Origin of the sequence: Janibacter sp. Y6 (genome assembly GCF_040900765.1) — a bacterium.
Taxonomy (GTDB): domain Bacteria; phylum Actinomycetota; class Actinomycetes; order Actinomycetales; family Dermatophilaceae; genus Marihabitans; species Marihabitans melonis.
This window is the reverse complement of record NZ_JAKLYZ010000001.1, coordinates 536116-558337: the sequence shown is the minus strand read 5'-3', so window position 1 is coordinate 558337 and position 22222 is coordinate 536116. Positions and strand designations below refer to the sequence as shown.

Genomic DNA, 22222 nt, shown 5'->3' with positions numbered 1-22222 from the left:
AGCGCAAGCCGCATTTCTAGGGAGCGCCAGACAGTCGTCGGTGCGGCTTAGAGACATCAGGACTACTATTCTGTTTGTAGCCGTCTGGGATTGATTGCCCGCCTTCGGCGAGGCGACGCGCGTTGGACGTAGAATCGTTGTAGAGATGGTTGCTCCAGCGACGTGTGGATCCAGGTCTCACCACGTCAAGGCGGTAGCCAGCCGTGGTTGGGATGGCCGCCCTACTGTCCACGGGCGTGGCGATACGAGATGTGGTCCGCAGCCGCGAAGCGCCGCCTACTGGCACAGGCATCGATTATGGTCACGACGTGGCCGAAACTGCCGAGGGCGAATCCAGCTTGAAGATGTCGCTGGGCGGGGGCTCTGGTGCTGTCGCTGCAAGCACGCACTCGGCGTGCGCGCGATTCCGTGGGACAGATCCCTTGGTCACCGGACAGTCCCGGCCGAGACTCGCCGCCAATCTTGGTTACCCCGACACGTCGGCGGGCATCCCGGATGCGCGGTGGATGCGCGCGATGACCTTCGAACGACTTGTGCGCGACGATGCGTTCGCCAGCCAGACGGCGACGACGGCCATCGGTGCTATCGGGCTGGACCGTCCGAGCGAGGTTGTCGTCGTCAACGCTCGGACCAGGACGGACCGCACGGCTGAGCTCCTGGCCGCCGCGCACGCACGAGCGGTCAACGACGACGCCGCGACTCTCATCTATCAGCTGGCTGTGCCCTTCGTGGGTTACGAGGACCGGCGGGCGACGGACGTCCTCCCGGACTTCGCGGTGGTCGCCTCGAAGGGTGACGGCCAAGGGTCGTGGCTCCTGATGGGTGACGCGAAGGACTACGAGAGGCACCGGAGCAGGGTTGAGGACCCGCGGCTTCTCAAGGGCTTCCTTCAGGTGGCCGTCGGGGCTGAGTCTGCTGCGGCGTGGTCCCAGCTACCAAAGGGCATGGACGTCCACGGGCACGGGGCATTGGCAGTTCCCCGCAACGCCTTCCTCCAGCCTGAGGCCCTAGTCGACGACATCAGTGACCACCGGGTGGAGGTACACATGCGGATCGAGGAGCGGCGCCTCCTGGCGGAGACGACGAACTTCGACGAGACGCGACCCGTTCTGGAGTTCGTCGATCACCTCGAAGCGACCTTTGATCCCACAGCTTGCCCGTCGTGCGCGCTTTTCGTCTTTTGCCGCAGCCAGCTCCGGCAATCAAGGGACCCGACCGACCTTCTCATCGAGATCGGTGTTCCCAAGGAGCTGCGCCAGCACGTCGTCGGGATCCTCGATGGCACGGGCGCCGTCGGTTCCGCTGCGCCTCCCTCGCTGATCGCCAACGTCGAGGCGACGAACGACGGCCGAGCCCGGTGGTCAAACCAGCGCCGCATCGATCCGATCGGGCTGGCCGGCACCGTCAACGTCGTCATCGCGAAGTCCGATGCCGCCTCCCTCGGCGTCCACGGCATGGCCGTCCAGCGGGTGACTGCCGATGGTCCGGGCGCCTGGGTGCAGCACGTGTTCGAGGATCCGCAGGGGTCAGGAACGCGCAAGGCGCTCATGCGCATCCTGGGGACCGAGATCTCGGCGCTGCTGAAGGACCGACGGCGCGCCGATCCCGCGGCGCCCCAGCCCGTTCACATGGTCGTGCCCGACAAGATGACAGCCGACGTCCTCGTCTCGATTGCCGACAACCTCGCTGGGGTCGAGCTGAGCCGGCTGCGGTGGGCGCGCGACAAGCAGATGGGTCGACCGCAGCTCACGTACAACGGTGAGACGGCCTCGGTCCCGGCGAAGCTGTCCGAGACGGAGCGAACGGCGGTGTCCTTCCTCCTCGAGGACGACCGCGCCCGTGCCCTGACGATGCGCTCGCCGATCGTCAATGCGCAGGCTGTCCTGGCGCGGCATCTCGTCGCCGGCGGACCCGTGACGAACTCGGCGCGGCTCGACTACCTCGTCGCCTGGCTCAGTGACACTGCGCCGATCGACCACCGAGCGGCCGCCGACGAGATCGAGACGCTCCCGCACACGCCGGGCGCGCGTCTGGCGAACGCAACGTCGAACAGCATTCACACGGCGCTAGCCGGGAAGCGCGGTCGCTGGACGGAGCCGGGCGGTGTTGCGGATCCAGAGCGGTACGAGGCGCTCGTTCGCCAGGAGCTCGACTACAAGGCGAGCGTTCTCGACCACGCGGTGGTCGGCCTGGCCCGATTCCCGGTGTCCGCCTTGCATGACGTGCACCGGGCGATCGAAGGGTCGGCCCAGGAAGTCTGGCAGCGTCGCCTTAAGCTGCATGCCTCGGACCTCGTCCGTTTCGGCCGGACGTACCGTCACTGGCGGAACTCCCAGGTCCCGACTATCGAGACCGACGCCGTGTGCCGGGACCAGCTGTTGGCGCTAGCGAACCCTCAGGCGGCGCAGGATCTGGCGACGGACGCGGGCAGCAAGAACGTCTCGCACGCGACGGTCCTGTCAGTCGACCCGGTCGTGCTCGACATCGAGTCGCGGAGGATCGAGGAGGAGACTCGCGTCGTGCTTCTCCACGTCGGTGACGAGGCGTGCGTCGAGCGCCCGGACGTTGCGGTGAAGCACCAGACGACCAGCTTCCGCCTGAGTGGGCTGAGCATCGGGCCCCTCACGCGCGAAGGGGTGGAGGACGGGTTCCCGGCAAGTGCCTGGCTCTGGAGACCGGCCACCTACCCGTCCCTCGCGGTCGGTGACCGTGTCGTCGTGGCGGACTTCTCCTGGTTCTCAGACGCGAAAGGTAACAACTTCCTCACCGTCGGCCGTCCAACTGTCGACCGGATCTCGGCCCCGACTGCCGACTGCGATGACCAGTCGTACGCCAACGACCCCGACGCACACCGATACTGCTGCCGTCCGCACGAGGACGCGGAAGCCGAATGGTCGGACGAGCTCGCAAAACGGCGCGCCCGTGGTCAGCTGAACCCGAAGGTGTGGCCTCCCGTGCGAGACGGTGACGCATTCGAGGTCTCGGCGTCGGGTGCCCCGATCGGTGACCCCTTCGCGCTGCCTCCTGAGGGTCCGCCGACGGACGCGACGATTGACGACCTGGAGTGAGTGAGCGATGACTCTAACCTTTGCCCTTCCCGCGATTGACGCGGCTGACGGCACTCACCACGCCGAGGCCGCCGCGGGCAACGCCGAGGCGACTGCTGCCGCCACGACGGCTCTCCTGGAGGCGCTCGGCGGGAACGCGGACCACGAACGGGTTCTGCTGAAGGCCGCTGCCGGCGCCGGCAAGTCGTACGCGCTCGGCGAGATGGTCAAGGCGGCCGTGGCGCACGAGCGGTGCCGTCGTGTAGCCATCATCGCCTTCACCAACAAGCAATTGCACCCCCTTGCGGCTAAGCTCGGCAAGGAGCTCGGCAAGCGCAGCGTCTGCCTCTTCGTGAAGGCCACGACGATCCCCGACCTTCCTCAGGCGGCGGCCGAGAACGCGACCGTCGTCAGCACTGCGAAGGACATCCCGCCGGATACCCAGGTCCTCATTGCGACGAGCCACAAGCTGGGGGCCATCAACGAGTTGAGGCGCCAGCTCGACCACCTCGGCCCGGGGGCGAACGGTTCGTCTGCGTACGACGTCCTGTTCGTGGACGAGGCGTGGCAGCTCGCCCACCACCTCTTCGACAAGGTGACGAAGGCGGCTCCGATCTGGGTGGGCGTGGGTGACGTCGGTCAGCTGCCGCCGCTCGAGGTCGGGTCCAACCCCTGGCGGGGGGACCCTAGCTACAACCCTTACCGGGCGTGGCCCACCGACTACGACGGCGACTACCGGACATGGTCCCGTGAGCTGCCTGCCGTTTGGCGTCCGGCGGCCGGGCACCTCGCCCTGTGGCGAGCTTTCTACCCCGAGTGGCGCGAGCTAAACTGCGTCGCCGCGCCGGGGGACCGGTCTCTTTCGACGCAGCTGACAGGCGCGGCGGGGGACATCTGGCGTCAGGTCGGCTCGGGAGTCCCGACGCTTCTCGAGGTCGAGGGCCTGCCGGACCCGGAAGCTGCGGACGTCGACCTTCCCTTGGTGCAGTTCGTCGAAGGCTTGCTCGACGAGCTCTTCGCCGCCGGCTTCACACTTGAGACAGCGGCATACCAGAACGCCACGCCGACGGGTGAGCGCCGAGCCATCGGGCCCGGCAACACCCAGGGCGAACAGCTGATCTCGATCTTGGCCACGCGCAACCAGGCCGTGGACGACGCCGCGGACGCCGTCGCACGGCTTCGGGAAAAGCACGACCTCGGGCCGCTGGACCTGCTGAGCTCCACAGTCGACTCTTACCAGGGACAGACCAACGGGATCACGATTGCGGTCCACCCGTTGACGGGTGCGTCGACTCTGAACGAGTTCAACTCAGCCTTCGGGCGGCTCGCTGTTACGTGTACTCGTGCGACGCACGGGCTGCTGATGGTCGCTCGTGCAGGACTGGATGTTTTACTCGGGGACGCACCGGCCCGTCCCGGTAACCCGTTCGGCGAGCCCGGCAACCGACGTCTGCCTCGTCAGACCCACCAGCGAATCCTTGCTACGTTCGCCCGTGGCACGTTCACCGTCGCCTCGACCCAGGAGAACTAATCTTGTCTCGACTCAACGACCTGCTTCGCCGCCTCGAGTCTACCGACCCGGCGCTGGCAAAGGATCTCCGGCAGGAGTACGACGCGCTTACCGACCGACGCGCGTTTGGACTGAACTTCGAACGTCATACCCCCGAGGTTGTGGAGCTGCCGGGTCGCAAGGTGCGTCGAGGTGACAAGGTCCACGTCCTGGCCGGACGGGGCAACACCCCGACCGCCCAGAACTCAAGGCTGTGGCGCGTGGTGGCCATCGACCGGAATGGGGAGGCTCCGACGGTAAGTCTCGAGGCACTCGAAGGAAACCTGACGGATGCCACCGAGGCTTTGCTAGAGGACGTGGTGGTCGCGGCGGGGTTCCGCGACCCCATCTATCCGGGCCTCGTCTCCACGGGTCGCGTTGAGCGGGGCGGTGACAAGCCGTTCCACACCGTGATAAATGCGGAGAACTATCACGCCCTTCAGGCGCTCCTTTTCACGCATCGAGGCAAAGTGGACTGCATCTACATTGACCCCCCATACAACACAGGTGCCAAAGATTGGAAGTACAACAACGACTACGTCGAGAGTGACGATCTATATCGCCACTCAAAGTGGCTCGCATTTATGGAGCGCCGTCTCATTATGGCGCGCGGATTGCTCCGCCCTGATCGTTCGAGTCTTATTGTAACTATCGATGAAAAGGAGTACCTGCGCTTAGGTCTACTCCTTGAGCAGATTTTTCCGGATGCACGAATTCAGATGATAACGGCAGTGATTAATCCGCGCGACGTCACACGACAGCGAGAATTTAGCCGAGTTAACGAGTATATTTTCGTGGTCAGTTTTGGTGTTGATGGGCCTACCGCACTAGAGCTCCCTCCCCACTGGCTTACGGGAGGGGCGGAGAGAAAGACTGTCCGCGGGAAACTGCATTGGGCGAGCTTGAGCCGCACTAGCGAGAACGGGCATCGCGAGCACAGCCCAGGCTGCTTTTATCCAGTGTTCGTCAAGGCGGACGGGTCGGGGATCCACTCTTTCGGCGAGGCTCTACCAAAAGACCACGATAGGCGGAGATATGACTACGCTCCCCCCGGCACCATACCGGTCTGGCCAATCCGGTCATCTGGTCGTGAAGGGGCCTGGCAATTGGGGCCATCGAAAGCTAGGGAAGCGTTCTCGAACGGGTACGTTAGGAGTGGCCCGGTCAAGAATGGACGCGCGGCCCTATATTACCTCAAGAGCGGCGAGCAGGCCAAAGTCGAAAGAGGTGAATTTAGAATCACTGGTCGGGGACCTGATGGGTCTATAATCACCGAACCAACCGAATTGGCCGTCCCAAGATTTGTTCCAGGCACTGTCTGGTCCATCCCGTCACATGATGCTGGCGTTAATGGATCAAATCTCCTCAGTCGATTTGTTCCGGATGTGAAATTTCCCTTCCCTAAGTCTCTGTATGCTGTCGAAGACGTGCTGAAGTTTTTCGTCGCTGATAAGCCGGAGGCAGTTGTAGTCGACTTCTTTTCAGGTTCGGGAACCACCGCCCATGCGCTGATGCGAATAAACCATTCTGATGGGGGCAGGCGGCAGAGCATTGCAATCACAAATAACGAAGTTTCTGCTGAGACTCAACGACTGTTCCGCATCAAGGGATTGCGTCCTGGCGATACGGAGTGGGAAGAGATGGGTATATGTGAGGCCGTTACCAAGCCCAGAATTCGCGCGGCTATAACGGGAGTTGTCTCCAACGGCGAGGATGTGAAGGGCGACTATAAGTACAATGAGGAGTTCTCGATGGCGGATGGCCTGGGGGAGAATGCTGAGTTCTTCACGTTGACACACGAAGCGCCGTTACCTGTCGCAAGCCATCGTCGGTTCGAAAAGATCGCCCCGCTTCTTTGGATGCGGTCAGGCTCTGCGGGACGTCGTATAGACGACGTCACTTGCGGCTGGGACGTAACAGATCGTTACGGCGTGCTCGCTGATTTGGACCAGACAGATTCCTTCGTTAAGGCCGTCACCGCAGTTAGCGAAACCATCTGCGTAGCGTTCATCGTGACGGACGAGGATCGTCTGTTCCAGACGGTCGTTCGCGAGCTTCCGCCCCACGTCGAGACCATTCGGCTGTACGAGGCGTACCTGCGGAACTTCGAGATCGAGGCCGGACGGAGCTCCCGATGAGGTTCACGCTCAAGCCGTACCAGAGTGAGGCGGCCGAGCAGATTCTCGACAACCTTGACCGTGCCCGCACTGCTTGGCACCGCGACGGTGATCTGACCGCCTTCTCGCTCACCGCGACCACCGGAGCAGGCAAGACCGTGATGGCGGCCGCCGCGATCGAAGCGCTCTTCAACGGGACCGACGACTTCGAGGCCGACCCCGGCGCGGTCGTCATCTGGTTTTCCGACGACCCCAGCCTCAACCTCCAGACCCGCGACCGCCTCCTCGAGGCGACCGAGTCACTGACCTCGTCCGATCTCGTGGTCGTCGAACCTCCGTTCGCCAAACCCAAGCTCGCCCCCGGCAAGGTCTACTTCCTCAACACGGGCAAGCTGAACAAGAACTCGCTCCTCACCCGAGGACACCACGGGGAGGCGGAGGGCCAATTGTCGGGCCTGCAGGCGACGCCGGACACGCAGGGCTGGACGATCTGGGAGACGATCTCTAACACGATCGACGACGAGGACCTGACGGTCTACCTGATCCTCGACGAAGCTCACCGGGGCTTCAACCCCGCCCGGGTGGCCGACAAGCCGACGCTCGTGCGGCGCCTCATCAACGGGCACGCTGGCTACAAGCCGATCCCAATCGTCTGGGGCATCTCGGCGACCATCCAGCGCTTCGACGACGCGATGAAGGCCGCCGACGCGACGAAAAACCGGCGAGCACTCCCGAGGGTCCAGGTCAACCCCGCTCGTGTTCAGGAGTCCGGGCTCGTCAAGGACACCATCGCCCTGAGCATCCCCGACGAGGCCGGTGTCTTCGACATCACCCTCGTGCGCGTCGCGGCTGAACGGCTCAAGGCATCGGCGCAGCGCTGGGCCCGGTACGCGAAGGAGCAGCGCGACACCACCCCCGTCGTCCCGCTGCTGATCCTCCAGTCGCCGAAGACCCCTGAGCACGACGAGATCGGCGAGGCGCTCGACGCCATCGCCGAGGTGATCGACATCGACCAGACCCAGGTGCGGCACGTCTTCGGCGAGCACAAGGTCGTGCGGTTCGGCCGGTGGGACGTCGACTGGATCGAGCCCCAGCGCATCGAGGACAAGACGAGCGTGCGCGTCGTCGTCGCGAAGGACGCGATCTCGACCGGGTGGGACTGCCCACGCGCCGAGGTCCTCGTCTCCTTCCGTGCTGCGAAGGACCACACCCACATCACCCAGCTGCTCGGCCGGATGGTGCGAAACCCGCTCGCCCGCCGCGTCCCCGGCGACGACCGGCTCAACGCGGTCGACTGCATCCTGCCGTTCTTCGACCGGACGACGGCCGGCAACGTCGTCAAATACCTCACCGGCCAGCTCGACGACATGCCCGGAGGCGGGCAGAAGCGCGTGTATCTCGACGGGCGGGATCTCCTCCCCAACCCCGCCATCCCGGAAGAGGTGTGGCAGCTGTGGGAGTCGCTTCCGTCGCAGACGATGCCGGTCCGCGGTGCTCGTCCGGTCATCCGGCTGGTGTCGCTCGCCCAGGCGCTCTCGGCCGACGACCTCCGGCCAGGCGCGATCAGAGCCGTCAAGGAGCGCATGGTCCCGCTCCTCGACGAGTGCGCCCAGGACTACGCGTCAGACCTCGACGCCGCCGTCGAGGAGATCTGGTCGGTCAAGGTCAAAGAGATCCTCGGACGTGTGGGTGGATCGAAGCTGAGCTACCGCGACTTCGCGGTGCGCGCCGACACTCGTGCCATCCGGACGGGGTTCAACTTCGCCAAGGCCGCACTGGGCTCGGAGGTCGCGATGTCCTACGTCGACCACCTGGCCCGCGAGGCCGACGACGAGGACTCCCTGCGGGACGCCTTTGTCAAGACAGCCGCACTCGCGTCGACCCGGAAGGTGCGCGAGCGTGTGGACGCCGCGGCGAACGCGATGGTGGACGAGTGGTTCAAGGAGTTCGGTGCGGACATACGCTCGCTGACCGACGAGCGTCAGCAGGAGTACGAGACCATTCGAGGCCTGGCCGTCGACCCGCAGAAGAGCGCCTTGGGACGCTCACGCGTCCGAATGGAGGACTACAAGGTGGTGGACAAAGACTCCGGGCAGGTCAAGGATGCCGAGCTGCGCGACCTGCACGTCATGGCGGACGCGGACGGGAACTTCCCCGTGTCGAGCCTTAACCCTTGGGAACTCCATACGATCGACACCGAGATGGCTCGCCCTGGGGCAGTGGGCTGGTACCGGAACCCCTCTCGTCCGGCCATGGACTCGCTGACCATTGCGTACCGGGACGATCAGGGGAACTGGCACTCGATGCATCCGGACTTCATCTTCTTCCACGAGGTAGAGGGCGAGCTGAAGGCGTCCATCGTCGACCCGCACGGACACCATCTCGATGACGCTGGGGACAAACTGCGTGCGCTCGCCTCGTACGCGGACCGATACGGCCACCACTACGACCGGATCGAGATGACGAGCACCTTCGGCAGCGTGACCCGGAGCATCCCGCTCCACGACCCGGTCGCACGTGCGGGTGTGCTCGAGACGGGGCGCCCCGCGCTGGAGCACTACCACTCGGACATCGCCGTGATCTACGGAGTGTGAGAAGACAGTGGTCGCGGCGTCGCCCCCATGATTGGTTCCCGCTCTCCCGCTGACCGGTGAGGGCGTAGTGCTGCTTGGCCCGTTCGGCTGCGAAGGGCTATGGCTTCTCTCGATACTGATGATGCCTCGCGCCAGGGCGGTGCGACGTACTCGGGGGAGAAACCATGCTCAGGATCAGCTCGCGGCTCGCGGCAGCGCTCGCATGCGGGGCAGTCGTGCTCGCAGGCTCGTCAGCGTCACCGGCAGCCGCAGCCAACGGGTGCACCGGGGTGAGCAAGTGCAAGGTGGTGTCAACCGCCGATGTCGACGGGGACGGTCGGTCGGACAGCGTCGGCCTCGTCCAGAGCGGGATCGGAGACGGACGGCTGGGCCGCGTCCAGGTGCGGGTGAGGTCGGCGAAGGGTCGAGTTATGACCACGTCCCACGACGCGCGCTGGTACGGGTCGTCGACCTGGCACGGCGCGGCCCGCTTCGACGGCCGGCCGGGGTACGAGCTGGTCCTCGGCAGCGATGTCGGCGCGCACGCCATGTCCTTCCGGGTCATCGCATACCGCAACGGGCAGCTGACGACTCTCAAGGCGCCAGGCGGCGCGTACCGATGGGGGATCGACTCAGCCGCCTTATATGGCGCCGGTTGAACCCGGAAGGTGTCGTCGAGCGGCGCGGTGGTGATGATCTCCACGTACCCGCACCAGGTCTACGACCACGGCTGGGTGATTGAGTCGACCCGGTACCGGTGGAGCAACGGGGCATGGGCGCGGACGAGCAGTGACATCCAGGTCATGGCCTCGGACCGCGCCGCCCACGACGCGATGGGCTGGCGGGTGCCGTACCTCAAGAGATTCCCGACCTTCTGACCGGGCCTCTCCCCTTCGGGACCTGCATTCACTCGCGGCCCGCTCAGTCGGTCGGCCTCGCCGTGCCCGGGTCAGGTCCGCTCACCCGGTCAGGGTGCAAGATCCCCGCCAACGCTTCCACCCCGTCGACGACCCGCGGCCCGGGTCGCGCGTAGGACCCGTTCGCGTCGACGGCCCAGACGGGCACCCCGGGGAAGTGCTCGGCGACGACAGCGGCCTGCGCGGCCGCGCCGTCGAGGTCGTAGCCGCACGGCGCGCAGACGACGACGTCAGGTGCGGCGGCCACCGCGGCCTGCCACGTCGTCTGCTCCGACCTCTCGCCGGCGACCCCGAGGATCGGCTCAACCCCGGCAAGGACGACCATCTCCGGGATCCAGTGGCCCGGCGCGAAGGGAGGGTCGGTCCACTCGAGGACGAGCACACGAGGTCGCTCGGTCCCGGCCACCGCATCGGCGACAGCAGCCAGATGCTCCCGCAACGACCGGACCAGCGCGTCGGCCTCCGCCCGCCGTCCCGCGGCATCCCCACCGAGATGACCGAGGCCAGCACCTCGTCGATCGTGTGCGGGTCGAAGATCAGCACATCCGCCCGGCACCCCAGGTAGGCCATCGCCTCGTCCACCGCGGTGACGTCGATCGCGCACAGGGCGCACAGGTCCTGCGTGACGACCAGGTCGGGGTCGAGCTCGGCCAGGGCGTCGGCCTGCAAGTGATAGAGGTCGTCTCCCCGCTCCAGCGAGGCCTTGACGATGTTGTCGATCTCCCCGGGTGACAGGCCCTCGGGCATCGCCGAGGTCGAGACCACCCGCCGGCGACGAGCCTCCGCCGGGTGGTCGCACTCGAAGGTGACCCCCACGACGTCGTCTCCCGCGCCCAGCGCGAAGAGGATCTCGGTGGTGGACGGCAGGAGGGAGACGACGCGCACCCGCCGATCCTATGGACCGACGGGTGCGCCTCAGACCTCAGGCGTCGCCCTTCGCACCCTTCCCGGCACGCTGGACGAGGCCGGCAGCCGCCTCGCCGGCGGCCTGCTGGACCCGTCGGGCGCTCGGCGGCGGGGGCGTGGTTTCGAGGCTCGTACCTCGCACCTCGACCGACGAACGACGCGAGCCACCGCCCTCAACCATCGAGGGGAGGAGCTGGGCCATGAGCAGCGTCGACAGCGCAGAGCTGTCCCCGCCAGACCCGTCGGTCTGCACGATGACCGGGCGGGGCGCCTGCTCGGCGAGAGCGGCACCGACGTCGAGACGGCGGCGGGCGAGCTCGTACCCGAGCACCGCGCGGTTGTCGCGGTAGGCCGTGGCGAGCTGCTCCTGGGCCTTCGCCTCACCCTGGGCGGCGACGAGGTTGGTGCGGGCGCGCGTCTCGATCTCGTAGCGCACCTTCTGCGCCTCGGTCTCGCGCTCCTCGAGCATCTGCGCGACGTCCTTGCGCGCCTTGTTGAGCGACGCCTGGACCTCGACGATCTTCGCGTCGCGGACCTTCTTGCTGCGCTCGATCTCCATGAGCAGCGTGTCGATCCGGCGCTTGCGGGTGAGCTCCCACTCCTTCTCGTACGCGACGAGCTCCTTGGCCACGCGCTCGCGCGTCGCGAGGTGCTCGCGGTACTGGTCGGGCAGCTGCACGTCGGGGATGTTGCACCCCATGATCTGCACGCCGTAGCGCGTCAGCTGACGGTTGAGCAGGTCCTGCATGTCCTTGACGTCGCTGCCGCGCAGGTCGTACGCGCTCTCCGTGCGCACCTGCCGGCTGCGCTGGCGGATCGCGTCCTGCACCGAGTTGCTCAGCACGAGGTCGAAGTTGCCCGCGCCGATCGTCTGCACGAAGCGGATCGCGTCGACGATGCGGAAGCGCAGGAAGAACTCGATCGACTTCAGCGGCACGTTCTCGTGCGTCGGCGAGCTGAGCACCGGTGCGGTGTACGGGATCTCGGTCGTGACGTCGACGACGTACGCGACGCGCGCCCACGGGTGCCACAGGTAGTGGCGACCGGGGGACAGGCCCGGCCCGGAGATCGCGCCGAACTTCGTCAGCACCCCGACCGTGCCCTCCTCGATCTCGACGATCGAGCTGCGCCACCACCACAGGGCGGCGAGGACGAAGGAGAGCAGCGCGACGAAGATCGCCAGCCCGCCGAGACCGCCGTGGTCGACGGTCGTGAGGAGCAGCCCGCTGATCGCGGCCCACAGCCCGAACCACACGAGCGAGGTCCACCGCAGCCCGCGCTGGTCCTTGGGGATGACGACGGGCACGATCGCGCCGCCGTCACCGCCGCGCAGCAGCCGCGCGACGTCGCCCCACCCGGAGACGGCCTCCTTGATCGAGCTCATCCCGCGGCCGCGCGCGGTCATCGTGTCCATGATCTGCTGGCTCATCGGGTGCCCCCGTCGTCAGTCGTGGCGGGAGAGGTGGGCGTCGCCGGAGGTGAGACGGGGGGACCGGACGGCGGCGAAGGGGGACCGCTCGCGGCCTCTCCCATCTGGGCCGTGACGGCCTCGTCGGTCACCGACTCGCGGATCTTGGCGATGGCCTCCTCGCCCTCGGGGTCGTCGGTGACCTCCGAGGCCGGGATGATCTCGACGTCCGTCTCCTCGGGCGCCTGCAGCAGGTCGCCGATCTCCCCTTCGCGCTGCGCGACGCGCTCGGCGATGGCGCCGTGACGCTCCCGGATCGCGGCCATGTCCTCGTCGGTGAAGAGCGCGCCGCCCTGACCGCCGACGAGCTCACGAGCGATCTTCAGGTAGTCCACGCCGTCGCCCTGGTCGCCGACCCGCACGATCTGCGGCAGCGAGTCCGCGACGCTCTCCATCTTGTCGAGCATGTCCTGCTGGTAGCGGTAGTCGAGGATCTCCGGGGCCTGGGCCGCGCTCAGCGCACGGATGTCGAGCGCCTGGGCCTCGAGCAGCGCGGCGTTGGCGTTGGCCGTCGACTCCGACTCGACGAAGCGCTGGCGAGCGAGTGCGTTCGCGCGGTTCGTCTCGCGCTCGAGAGCGGTGTCCATCTGCGCCTGGTAGCGCGCGATGTCGGCCTGGATGGCCGACAGGCTCTCGTTGAGCGAGGCGAGGTCCTTGTTGAGATCTCCCTCGTTCTGCTCCTTCTTCAGCCCCAGCTCGTAGTCGTAGGTGTACGCCTCCTTCGCGACCCGGATCATCTCCGGCGCCGCGAGGTCCATGCGGTACTCCTGGGCCGAGGGCTCGGCGTGCGTGATGTTCGCCGTGGTCAGCTCCACCGCCGGCTGGAACTGCGCGTTGAGCTGCTCGAGCAGCCGCGCCGTGCTCTCTCCGACGAGGTCGTAGATCCCGCTGGCCTCCTGGTCGTAGATGAGCGAGCGGGTCGTCTCCGAGATCGCGTTGTTCAGCTTGTCCTGGAAGCCCTGGACGGCGCCGAGGACGAAGACGAACTCGCGCGCGTTGGCGATGCGGAACTGGAGGAAGAGGTCGACGCTCGCCTGCACGCCCGACTTCGTCGGGGCCTCGCGGATCGGGGCGTTGAAGGGGTACTCCCGCGTCGTGTTGACGATGTAGGAGACCCGCTTCCACGGGTTGAGCAGGGTGACGCGGCCCGGGCCGACCTCGGCCTCGACCTTGCCGAAGCGGCTGATGAGCGCGGTGCACCCCTCGGGGACCATGACCATGCCCTGGCGCCACCACATGAAGGCGGCGAGCAGCAGCACGAGCAGCCAGTAGTGCGGCCCGAAGATGCCGAGCACGAGCCCGTCGAAGGGCAGCAGCACGATGCTGCCGGCGATGCCGAGGAGCGCGAGGGCGATGACCGGGAGCATCGCGCGCAGGCGGCGCCCCTTCGGCATGACCATCGGCGTGATGACGTGGACCGGGCCGGCCGCGCCGGCCTCGTAGTGGCTGCGGCTCAGCGCCTCGGCGGCGTCGTCGAGGCTCACCGAGGCCGAGGTGATGCGCGTGCCGGCCGATGCCCCTTCGCCCCGGGCCGCCGGGAAGTCCGCGGCGTTGAGGTCGAAGCCGTCACCACCCCCGCCCGCGGCACGGCCGACGGCCTGCCGGACCCCTGCGTTGCCGGCTGCCTGCCGGGCCATGTCCATGAACTGCTGCGGTGCGTTGCTCAAACCGTCTCCCCTGAAGGCGGTGGTGGGCTGGTTGCGCCCTACCCAACCACACGGCGACCCATCGATGGTCGAGGTGCGAGAGCCCCCAGGGCCCGAGCCTCGAGACCACGACACCCAGGGGCACCCGTTGTCGGCGATGCGTTCGCGCGAAGGGGGTGACATCGCACGGTCCGGGGTGCGACGTTGGTCCGATGGACGTGCTGCCGATGTTCCCGCTGGGGACGGCCCTGCTCCCCGGGCAGCCGCTGCCGCTGCAGGTCTTCGAGCCGCGTTACGTGGCGATGATGCGAGACGTCGTCGGCAGCGACCGGTGCTTCGGCGCGGTGCTCATCGAGCGAGGCTCCGAGGTCGGCGGGGGAGACCGGCGGTTCACGGTCGGCTGCGTGGCGAGCGTCGAGCAGATGGGCCGGCTGCCCGACGGCCGGCTCGTGCTGCTGGCGCGAGGGCACGAGCGTGTCGAGGTCGAGCGGTGGCTGCCCGACGACCCCTACCCGCGGGCCGAGGTGCGTCGCCTCCCGGACCTCACGTGGTCCGGCGAGGACCACGAGAGGCTCGCTGAGACCGAGCGCGTCGTCAGGAGGGCCCTGGCGGTGATGAGCGAGCACCGCTCGCAGGTCTGGCCGGCCGACGTCGAGCTGGCCGACGACCCGGTCGCCCGGAGCTGGCAGCTGGCCTGGCTCTCGCCCCTGGGTTCCCTCGATCAGCTGACGCTGCTGCGCTCGACGTCGCTGCGCGAGCTGCTGGAGACGACGGGGCGGCTGACGAGCGACGCGGTGGAGCTGCTGCGCCTCCAGATGCCCGACGACCCGGCCTGAGCGACGGGCCACGGCTGCGGGGCGTCGTCGAGCGACTCTCCCGCACACTGGTGCCTCCCCACCTCGAGGAGACCTGGATGGACCGCAAGACCGTCGTCATCACCGGTGCCAGCGACGGCATCGGTGCCGCCGCCGCGCGCGAGCTCGCCGAGCACGGGCACGAGGTCGCCGTCGTCGGGCGCTCCCGGGAGAAGACCGAGGCGGTCGCCGCCGAGGTGGGGGGCACCCCCTTCGTCGCCGACTTCGCCCGCCTCACCGAGGTGCGGGCGCTCGCGGACGCGCTCGGCGCGCAGTACCCGCGGATCGACGTCCTCGCGAACAACGCCGGGGGAGTCCTGGGCAGCCGGCGGCTGACCGAGGACGGCTTCGAGGCGACCTTCCAGGTCAACCACCTCGCGGGCTACCTGCTGACGCGGCTGCTCCTGCCAACCCTCGCGGCGAGCCGGGCGAGCGTCGTGCAGACCTCGAGCCTGGCGTCGCGGGTCATGGCGCGCTACGACCCCGACGACCTGCAGCTCGAGCACGGGTACTCCGAGCGCCGCGCCTACGGCAACGCCAAGCTGGCGAACATCCTCTTCACCCGCGAGCTGCAGCGACGGCACGGCGGCGACGGCATCTCCGCCGCGGCCTTCCACCCCGGCATCGTCGGGACGAACTTCGCCAGCGAGTCCTCGGTCGTCATGCGCGCCCTCTACCGCACGCCCCTGTCGAAGGTCCTCATGACCTCCCCGGCGAAGGGCGCCGACCAGCTCGTCTGGCTCGCCGAGGGCGAGCCGGGCACCGACTGGCCGGTGGGCCAGTACTTCGACGGCCGTCGCGTCTCGCGCACCTCCCGGGTGGCCTCGGACGAAGGGGTGGCCGCCCGCCTCTGGGACGAGTCCGCCGCGATGGTCGGCCTCGAGCCGTAGGCCGCCTCGCTGGTCGAGGTGCGACGAAGGAGACGCCCTTGGCTGGTCGAGGTGCGACGAAGGAGCCTCGAGACCACCGCCCTACGCCTCGGCGCGGTCGGCCCCCGCGTCCCGCACCCGTGCCAGCTCGAGCAGCATGGCGTGGCTCTCCTGCACCTTCGCGGCGAGGACGAGCAGCCCGTAGACGAGACCGCCTACTCCGGTAAGACCGAGCATCGTCGGGCCGAAGTACTGAGACGCACCCGTGCTCATGTCGTCGACTGTGACCTGGGCGTAGGAACCCCAGATGACGGCGACGAGAAGCAAGAGGCCCCCGACGACGATCGGCGCGACACAGCTGCCGGACGCCAGCGCCGAGGGCGCGCTCCGGGTGCGGTCGAGAGGGTGCGTCATCGGTGCCTCCAGGCGTGGTCGGTCGGGTCGACGCACCCATCATCGTGCGGACCGCGCCGTCCCGCAGCCCGGCAGAGCCGTCCCGCCCGGCGGTGCCACCCCCTTCGCTATCGTCGTCGCTGACGCGGGGTGCCGCCTTCGGGCGGCTGAGAGCACACCCGTGGAACCTGATCTAGCTCGTACTAGCGAAGGGACGTCACCCATGAGCGTCGCCCTGCCCACCACCGCGCCGAGCGCGCACGACCTCGCCGACTGCTGGTCGCGACTGCGCGCGGAGTCTCCGCTGACCCAGTGCCTGACCAACATCGTCGTCGCGCCCTTCACCGCCAACGTCCTGCTCGCCGCGGGAGCGTCGCCGGCCATGGTCGACAACCCGCACGAGGCGGGCCAGCTCGCCGCCGTCGCCGGAGCGGTCCTCGTCAACCTCGGGACCCCGTACGACGACACGGCCGCGGGCGCGCGCGAAGGGGTGTCCGCCGCCCTGTCGTCCGGGACCCCCTGGGTCCTCGACCCCGTCGCCGTCGGCGGGCTCACCTGGCGCACGGGGCTGGCGCACGAGCTGCTCGCGCTCGGCTCGCCCGCCGTCATCCGGGGCAACGCCTCCGAGGTCCTCGCGCTCGGCGGCGGCAGCGGCGGCCGGGGTGTCGACGCCACCGACGACACCGCGTCCCAGGCCGTCCAGGACGGCGCGGGCACGATCGCCCGTCGGCACCGCTGCGTCGTCGCCGTGAGCGGCGCGGTCGACCACCTCACCGACGGCGAGCGCACGGTGCGCCTCGCCCACGGCGACCCGCTGATGACACGGGTCACCGGTGTCGGGTGCGCGCTCGGCGCCCTCGTCGCGGCGTGCTGCGCCGCGACACCAGACCCGCTCGTCGCCGCGGCGACCGCGACGGCTGCGCTCACCCTCGCCGCCGACACCGCGGCGCAGACCGCCCGGGGGCCGGGCTCCTTCGCCGTCGGGCTGCTCGACGAGCTCGCGGCCCTCACGCCCGATCAGCTCGAGGAGCGGGTGGGGCTGTGCTGACCCGCCCGGTGCTCGACCTCGGCCTCTACCTCGTCACCGACCCGGTGATGACGCAGCGCCACGGGCTTCTCACCACGGTGAGCGCGGCGATCGACGGGGGAGCGAGCGTGGTCCAGCTGCGTGACCCCGACGCCGGTGACGACGAGGTCGTGGCCATGGGCCGGCTCGTGCTCACCGTCACCCGGCCGGCGGGCGTGCCCCTGATCATCAACGACCGCGCCCACCTCGTCGCCGAGATCGGCGCCGACGGCGCCCACATCGGCCAGGGCGACCTCGACGCGGTCGAGGCACGCCGGGTGGTCGGACCGCATGCGTCCCTCGGCCTGTCGTGCGCGCGGGTCGAGGAGGTCGAGCGGGCCGCGACGCTGCCGCCGGGCACCCTCGACTACCTCGGTCTCGGCCCCGTGTGGGCGACCCCGACCAAGCCCGACCACGACCCGGCCGTCGGCCTCGAGGGCCTGCGCGCGCTCGCCGCCGCGACCCGGCTGCCGAGGGTGGCCATCGGAGGCATCGACCTCGACCGGGCGCCCCAGGTCATGGCCACAGGGGTCGACGGCGTCGCCGTCGTCAGCGCCGTCTGCGCCGCCGACGACCCACGGGCCGCCGCCGCACGGCTGCGCGCCGTCGTCGACGGGGGTGCGGCATGAGCGTGCCCAACGTCCTGACGATCGCCGGGTCGGACCCGTCCGGGGGCGCCGGGGTCCAGGCCGACCTCAAGACCTTCGGCGCGCTCGGGGCGTACGGATGCGCCGTCCTCACCTCGCTCACGGCGCAGAGCACGAAGGGGGTGACCGGGGTCCACCACGTGCCGGCAGGCTTCGTGCGCGAGCAGGTCGAGACCCTCGTCGACGACGTCGAGCTCGCGGCGACGAAGATCGGGATGCTCGGCTCGGCCGAGGTCGTCGCCGTGGTGGGCGAGCTGGTGCGCAGGGGCAGGCTGGGCGAGGTCGTGCTCGACCCGGTGATGGTGTCCACGGCCGGCTCGCGGCTGCTGGACGAGGACGCCATCGAGGGCGTGCGGGCCCTGCTGCCCGTCGTCGACCTCGTCACGCCCAACACCGCCGAGGCGGCCGTCCTGCTCGGTCTCACCCCGCACGCTGCGGCGCACGACCTCGACGAGATGCACCGGCACGCGCAGGCGCTGCTCGAGCTCGGGGCGTCCCGGGTGCTGCTCAAGGGCGGGCACGTCGCCGGGGATGAGTCGGTCGACCTGCTCGTCGACGGCACCGGGGTGCACGAGCTGTCGGCCCGACGGGTCCCGACACGTCACACCCACGGCACCGGGTGCACGCTGTCGTCGGCGATCGCCGCGCTGCGGCCGCGGGGGGACGCGTGGGCCGAGACCGTGGCACAGGCGAAGGACTGGTTGACCGGCGCGCTCACCCACGCCGACGAGCTCTCCGTCGGTCACGCAGCGGGCCCTGTGCATCACCACTGGGCGCTGTGGCCGCGTGGTTGACTGACGAGGCGGTCGTCGACCGACCCGGTCCGACCGCCACGCGATGACGGGAGTCACCATGGGTTTCCTCGACAAGCTCTTCGGACGGTCCGACCAGACGCAGCAGCACCAGCAGGCGTCGGGAGGCTTCGGGCAGCAGGGGTACGAGCAGCAGGGGTACGGCCAGCAGGGGTACGGCCAGCCCGCTCCGGGGTACGCGCCCGGCCAGCCGGCCCAGGGACAGCAGGTGAGCGACGAGCAGGCGCTCGCCCGCTACCGCTACCTCCTGCGCACGGCCCCGCCCGAGACCATCGAGCAGACGCACGCCGAGGCCTTCGCGCAGCTCACCCCGGAGCAGCGCCAGCAGGTCCTCGCCCAGCTCTCGCAGGACCTGCCGCAGGGCGAGGCGCCGCGCTCGGACGACCCGCGTGACATGGCGCGGGCCGCGACGCGCGCCGAGATGCGCCAGCCCGGCTACCTCCAGTCGAGCCTCGGCGGCATGGGCCGTGGCGGGCGTGGGGGCGTCATGGGCGGCGGCTTCGCGGGGTCGATGCTCGGCACCGTGGCCGGTGTCGTCGTCGGCTCGATGATCGCTAGCGCGATCTTCGACGGCTACGGCGACTCGCCCGAGGCGCAGGAGGCCGGCGACAGCGGCGAGGGCCTGGGGTCCGAGGGTGGCGGCGAGGGCGCCCTGCCCGACGACGGCGGGTCCGGTGACGCCGGTGGGGACGCCGGCGGTGATGCCGGTGGCGACGCAGGCTCCGCGGACGCCGGGTACGACGCCAGCGGTGGGGGCGGCGACTTCGGCGGTGGCGACTTCGGTGGCGGGGATTTCGGCGGTGGCTTCGACTTCTGAGGTCGGGCGCGTCCACTACCGCTGCTGACACCGGCGGAGGATGATCGAGGGACACGACGAAAGGTGTGGTGATGCAGGTGAGCGACGCAGCCATCCGGATCTCGACCGGTGACATCGACCCGGAGCACCTGCGCGGGGCGCAGATCATGCTCGGCGACGTCGAGCTCGGCCGCTTCGACGGCGAGAGCTCGGTGACGTACGACATCCCCGCCGGACGTCACGTGCTCATCATCCGCGAAGGGGTCGGCTGGGTGACCGCGACGAAGCTCGTCGTGCGCCACGGCTACTGCGCCAACCTCCACCTCGCCCGGCGGGACGACCCGGACGGCGTCGGCATCTCGCTCATCGGCGCGCACGTGCTCCGACGCGACGGGCAGGAGCCGATCGCCGAGAGCGACGAGCCGGGCGCCGAGCTGCTGCCGCACGACGTGGCCTGACCCGCCGCCGGCAGGCACGCCGGGCTCCGGTGGACAGGTCTTGCCCGCAGGAGGAAGGTCGGCGCATGCGCCACCTCGCCGCCGCTGCGTCCGCCCTCGTCCTGGCCCTCGGGATCACGACCGCCGCGACCGCGTCGCCGGGCGGTCCCCCTTCGCCGCCGGGCGCGAAGGGGTGGCAGACCCAGGTCGTCGACACCGACCAGAGCTTCCGCGGGCTGGACGCGGTCGACGGGCGGACCGCGTGGGTCACCGGCGGGAGCGTCAGCGACGGGGGGGCTGGCTCGGTCTACCGGACCACCGATGCCGGCCGGACGTGGCAGGACGTGCGCCCTCCGGGGTCGCAGGGTCTGGCCTTCCGCGACGTCGAGGCGCGTGACGCGCGGACCGCGTCGGTGCTCGCCATCGGCCCCGGGGATGCGTCGCGCATCTACCGCACGACCGACGGTGGGCAGACCTGGCGCGAGACCTTCCGCAACCGCGAGGAGGCCGCCTTCTACAACTGCATCGCCTTCGCGCCGGGCGGTCGGGTCGGGCTCGGGGTGAGCGACCCGGTCGACGGGCGCTTCCGGATCATCCGCACGACGGACGGCGGGGCGAGCTGGCGGGTGCTGCCGTCACGCGGGATGCCGGACTCGACCGGTGAGGCCAACTTCGCGGCCAGCGGCGACTGCCTGACGATGTCGGGACGCACCGCCGTCTTCGGGTCGGGGGGAGAGCGATCGCGGGTCTTCCGCTCCGACGACCTCGGCACGACGTGGCGGACGAGCAGCTCCGGCATCCCCGCCGGCGAGGCCGCGGGGGTCTTCGCCCTCGCGCTGCGCACCCCGCGGCAGGGCGTCGCCGTCGGCGGCGACTTCTCCGACCCGGCGGACGGCTCGCGGGCGAGCTCGGTGACGCGCGACGGGCGCACGTGGCGCACGGCGGGCGACCTGCCTCACTTCGGCGAGGACGTCGAGTGGCTCTCGCGCCACCGCCTGCTCGCGGTTGGCGAGGGCGGGGGCGTCGGCGGCACCAGCGCGAGCGACGACGGCGGCCGCACCTGGCGTCTCGTCGACCCCACCGCCTGGCACACCCTCGACTGCGAGCGCGGCACCTGCTGGGCCGCCGGCGGAGGCGGTCGCGTCGGCCGCTGGTGACCCGCCGCTCCTCGCACCTCACGGGCGCTAGCTGGTCGAGGTGCGAGGGCCCCCGGGCCCGAGCCTCGAGACCACCGACCCGGGCCCAGGCGATGATGACCCCATGCGCGTGACCGACATCCGTCTCTACCCGGTGAAGTCCCTCGCCGGGCAGGCCGTGACCTCGGCCGCCGTCGAGCCGTGGGGGCTCGCGGGGGACCGACGGTGGGGGCTGGTCGACGAGAGCGGCCACAAGGTCACAGCGCTCATGGACCCCCGCCTCCTCGCGCTCAGCTCCGAGCACCTCGCCGGAGGCGGCGTGCTCGTGCGCCACGCCGAGCAGAGCCGCCGGGTCCACCCACCCCGTGGCGACACCGCCCGGCCGATCGGCGGCGCGGTCGGTGCGCACGCCGTCCCGGCCGACCCAGAAGTGGACGCCTGGCTCACCCGGCGGGTGGGGCGCCCCCTTCGCCTCGTGTGGCAGCCCGACCCGGCCGACCGGGGCATCCCGGCCGAGCGCGGCGGGCAGCCGCAGGACTCGATCACCCTGGCTTGGTCCTCCCCGCTCGTGCTGACGACCCAGCGCTCGCTCGAGCAGCTCCAGGAGTGGGTCGACGAGACCGCCGACGAGCGCGGCGAGCGACGCGCCGAGCATCTCGTCATGGAGCGCTTCCGGCCCAACGTCGTCGTCGACGGCGACGCCCCCTTCGCCGAGGACGGCTGGTCGCGGGTGCGCATCGGCGACGTGGACCACCGGGTGAGCGCGCTGTGCGACCGGTGCGTCGTCACGGGTGTCGACCCGGTCTCCCTGCGCACCGGCCCGGAGCCGCTGCGGACGCTCGCCGCCCGCCGGCGGTGGGACGGAGCGCTGTGGTTCGGCGTGCGCCTCGTGCCGCTCGCGACGGGCGAGGTCCGGGTGGGGGACCCCGTGCGTGCAGTGACTGCACGACCGACGCCTACGCTGGACCAGGCCCCCACCACCGTCTGAA

General features: G+C 69.5%; 19 protein-coding genes and 1 riboswitch. Of the genes, 15 read left to right on the top strand and 4 right to left on the bottom strand.

The genetic code is table 11. From position 1 onward, the window contains the following. The first annotated feature begins 308 nt into the window (after positions 1–308). The 6 genes from L6241_RS02640 (at position 309) to L6241_RS02615 (ending at position 10164) form a co-directional block, all read left to right on the top strand. The gene (locus L6241_RS02640) at positions 309–3068 is read left to right on the top strand and encodes a hypothetical protein (protein WP_368244664.1); all 2760 of its coding nucleotides are present in this window, start codon (positions 309–311) and stop codon (positions 3066–3068) included. 7 nt (positions 3069–3075) lie between these two features. Continuing rightward, positions 3076–4578 carry an AAA family ATPase gene (locus L6241_RS02635; RefSeq protein WP_368244662.1) on the top strand — a complete coding sequence of 501 codons (1503 nt, stop codon included), beginning with the start codon at positions 3076–3078 and terminating at the stop codon, positions 4576–4578. A gap of 2 nt (positions 4579–4580) precedes the next feature. Continuing rightward, on the top strand, positions 4581–6734 hold the full coding sequence (locus tag L6241_RS02630) for a site-specific DNA-methyltransferase (RefSeq protein ID WP_368244660.1): 2154 nt from the start codon (positions 4581–4583) through the stop codon (positions 6732–6734). Continuing rightward, positions 6731–9307: a DEAD/DEAH box helicase gene (locus L6241_RS02625; protein ID WP_368244659.1), complete on the top strand. Its 2577-nt coding sequence runs from the start codon at positions 6731–6733 to the stop codon at positions 9305–9307. The genes L6241_RS02630 and L6241_RS02625 overlap by 4 nt, the downstream gene beginning before the upstream one ends. Before the next feature lie 410 nt (positions 9308–9717). Further along, the gene (locus L6241_RS02620; RefSeq protein WP_368244657.1) at positions 9718–9945 is read left to right on the top strand and encodes a hypothetical protein; all 228 of its coding nucleotides are present in this window, start codon (positions 9718–9720) and stop codon (positions 9943–9945) included. A gap of 33 nt (positions 9946–9978) precedes the next feature. Continuing rightward, positions 9979–10164, top strand: coding sequence for a hypothetical protein (locus L6241_RS02615; protein ID WP_368244656.1), 186 nt, complete (start codon positions 9979–9981; stop codon positions 10162–10164). Between the two features lie 43 nt (positions 10165–10207). Here the strand turns inward: L6241_RS02615 and L6241_RS02610 are convergent, their stop codons facing one another. From L6241_RS02610 to L6241_RS02600, 3 genes are all read right to left on the bottom strand, one after another. Further along, positions 10208–10585, bottom strand: a complete 378-nt coding sequence (locus tag L6241_RS02610; protein ID WP_368244655.1) for a hypothetical protein — start codon at positions 10583–10585, stop codon at positions 10208–10210. Between the two features lie 540 nt (positions 10586–11125). Continuing rightward, entirely contained in the window at positions 11126–12538 is a 1413-nt protein-coding gene (locus L6241_RS02605; RefSeq protein WP_229299078.1) for an SPFH domain-containing protein, read from the bottom strand. After that, positions 12535–14244: an SPFH domain-containing protein gene (locus L6241_RS02600; protein ID WP_368244654.1), complete on the bottom strand. Its 1710-nt coding sequence runs from the start codon at positions 14242–14244 to the stop codon at positions 12535–12537. Before L6241_RS02600 ends, L6241_RS02605 begins: the two co-directional genes overlap by 4 nt. Before the next feature lie 191 nt (positions 14245–14435). Between L6241_RS02600 and L6241_RS02595 the strand changes: the two genes are divergently transcribed. Together L6241_RS02595 and L6241_RS02590 are read left to right on the top strand one after the other, a co-directional pair. Next, entirely contained in the window at positions 14436–15059 is a 624-nt protein-coding gene (locus tag L6241_RS02595; protein WP_368244653.1) for an LON peptidase substrate-binding domain-containing protein, read from the top strand. Positions 15060–15136: 77 nt separating this feature from the next. Continuing rightward, positions 15137–15967, top strand: a complete 831-nt coding sequence (locus L6241_RS02590; RefSeq protein ID WP_368244652.1) for an SDR family NAD(P)-dependent oxidoreductase — start codon at positions 15137–15139, stop codon at positions 15965–15967. Positions 15968–16048: 81 nt separating this feature from the next. Here L6241_RS02590 and L6241_RS02585 read toward each other — a convergent pair whose 3' ends face one another. Further along, complete coding sequence (locus L6241_RS02585; protein WP_368244651.1) at positions 16049–16360, bottom strand: hypothetical protein; 312 nt, start codon at positions 16358–16360, stop codon at positions 16049–16051. A gap of 115 nt (positions 16361–16475) precedes the next feature. Further along, positions 16476–16571, top strand: a riboswitch (TPP riboswitch). Between L6241_RS02585 and thiM the strand changes: the two genes are divergently transcribed. The 7 genes from thiM to L6241_RS02550 all read left to right on the top strand — a co-directional run bounded on the left by thiM (position 16563) and on the right by L6241_RS02550 (position 22221). Further along, on the top strand, positions 16563–17387 hold the full coding sequence (gene thiM / locus L6241_RS02580) for a hydroxyethylthiazole kinase (RefSeq protein WP_368244650.1): 825 nt from the start codon (positions 16563–16565) through the stop codon (positions 17385–17387). (Overlaps the previous riboswitch by 9 nt.) Further along, a complete protein-coding gene (gene thiE / locus L6241_RS02575; protein ID WP_368244649.1) occupies positions 17381–18034 on the top strand; it encodes a thiamine phosphate synthase in 654 nt (217 codons plus the stop codon). The genes thiM and thiE overlap by 7 nt, the downstream gene beginning before the upstream one ends. Further along, positions 18031–18846, top strand: coding sequence for a bifunctional hydroxymethylpyrimidine kinase/phosphomethylpyrimidine kinase (gene thiD / locus L6241_RS02570; protein WP_368244648.1), 816 nt, complete (start codon positions 18031–18033; stop codon positions 18844–18846). Before thiE ends, thiD begins: the two co-directional genes overlap by 4 nt. A 58-nt stretch (positions 18847–18904) precedes the next feature. Continuing rightward, positions 18905–19681, top strand: a complete 777-nt coding sequence (locus L6241_RS02565; protein WP_368244647.1) for a hypothetical protein — start codon at positions 18905–18907, stop codon at positions 19679–19681. A 77-nt stretch (positions 19682–19758) separates the two neighbouring features. Next, positions 19759–20118: a hypothetical protein gene (locus tag L6241_RS02560; protein WP_148041620.1), complete on the top strand. Its 360-nt coding sequence runs from the start codon at positions 19759–19761 to the stop codon at positions 20116–20118. Between the two features lie 65 nt (positions 20119–20183). Next, positions 20184–21254 carry a WD40/YVTN/BNR-like repeat-containing protein gene (locus tag L6241_RS02555; protein ID WP_368244645.1) on the top strand — a complete coding sequence of 357 codons (1071 nt, stop codon included), beginning with the start codon at positions 20184–20186 and terminating at the stop codon, positions 21252–21254. Between the two features lie 103 nt (positions 21255–21357). Continuing rightward, entirely contained in the window at positions 21358–22221 is an 864-nt protein-coding gene (locus L6241_RS02550; protein WP_368244644.1) for an MOSC domain-containing protein, read from the top strand. Position 22222 lies beyond the last annotated feature (1 nt).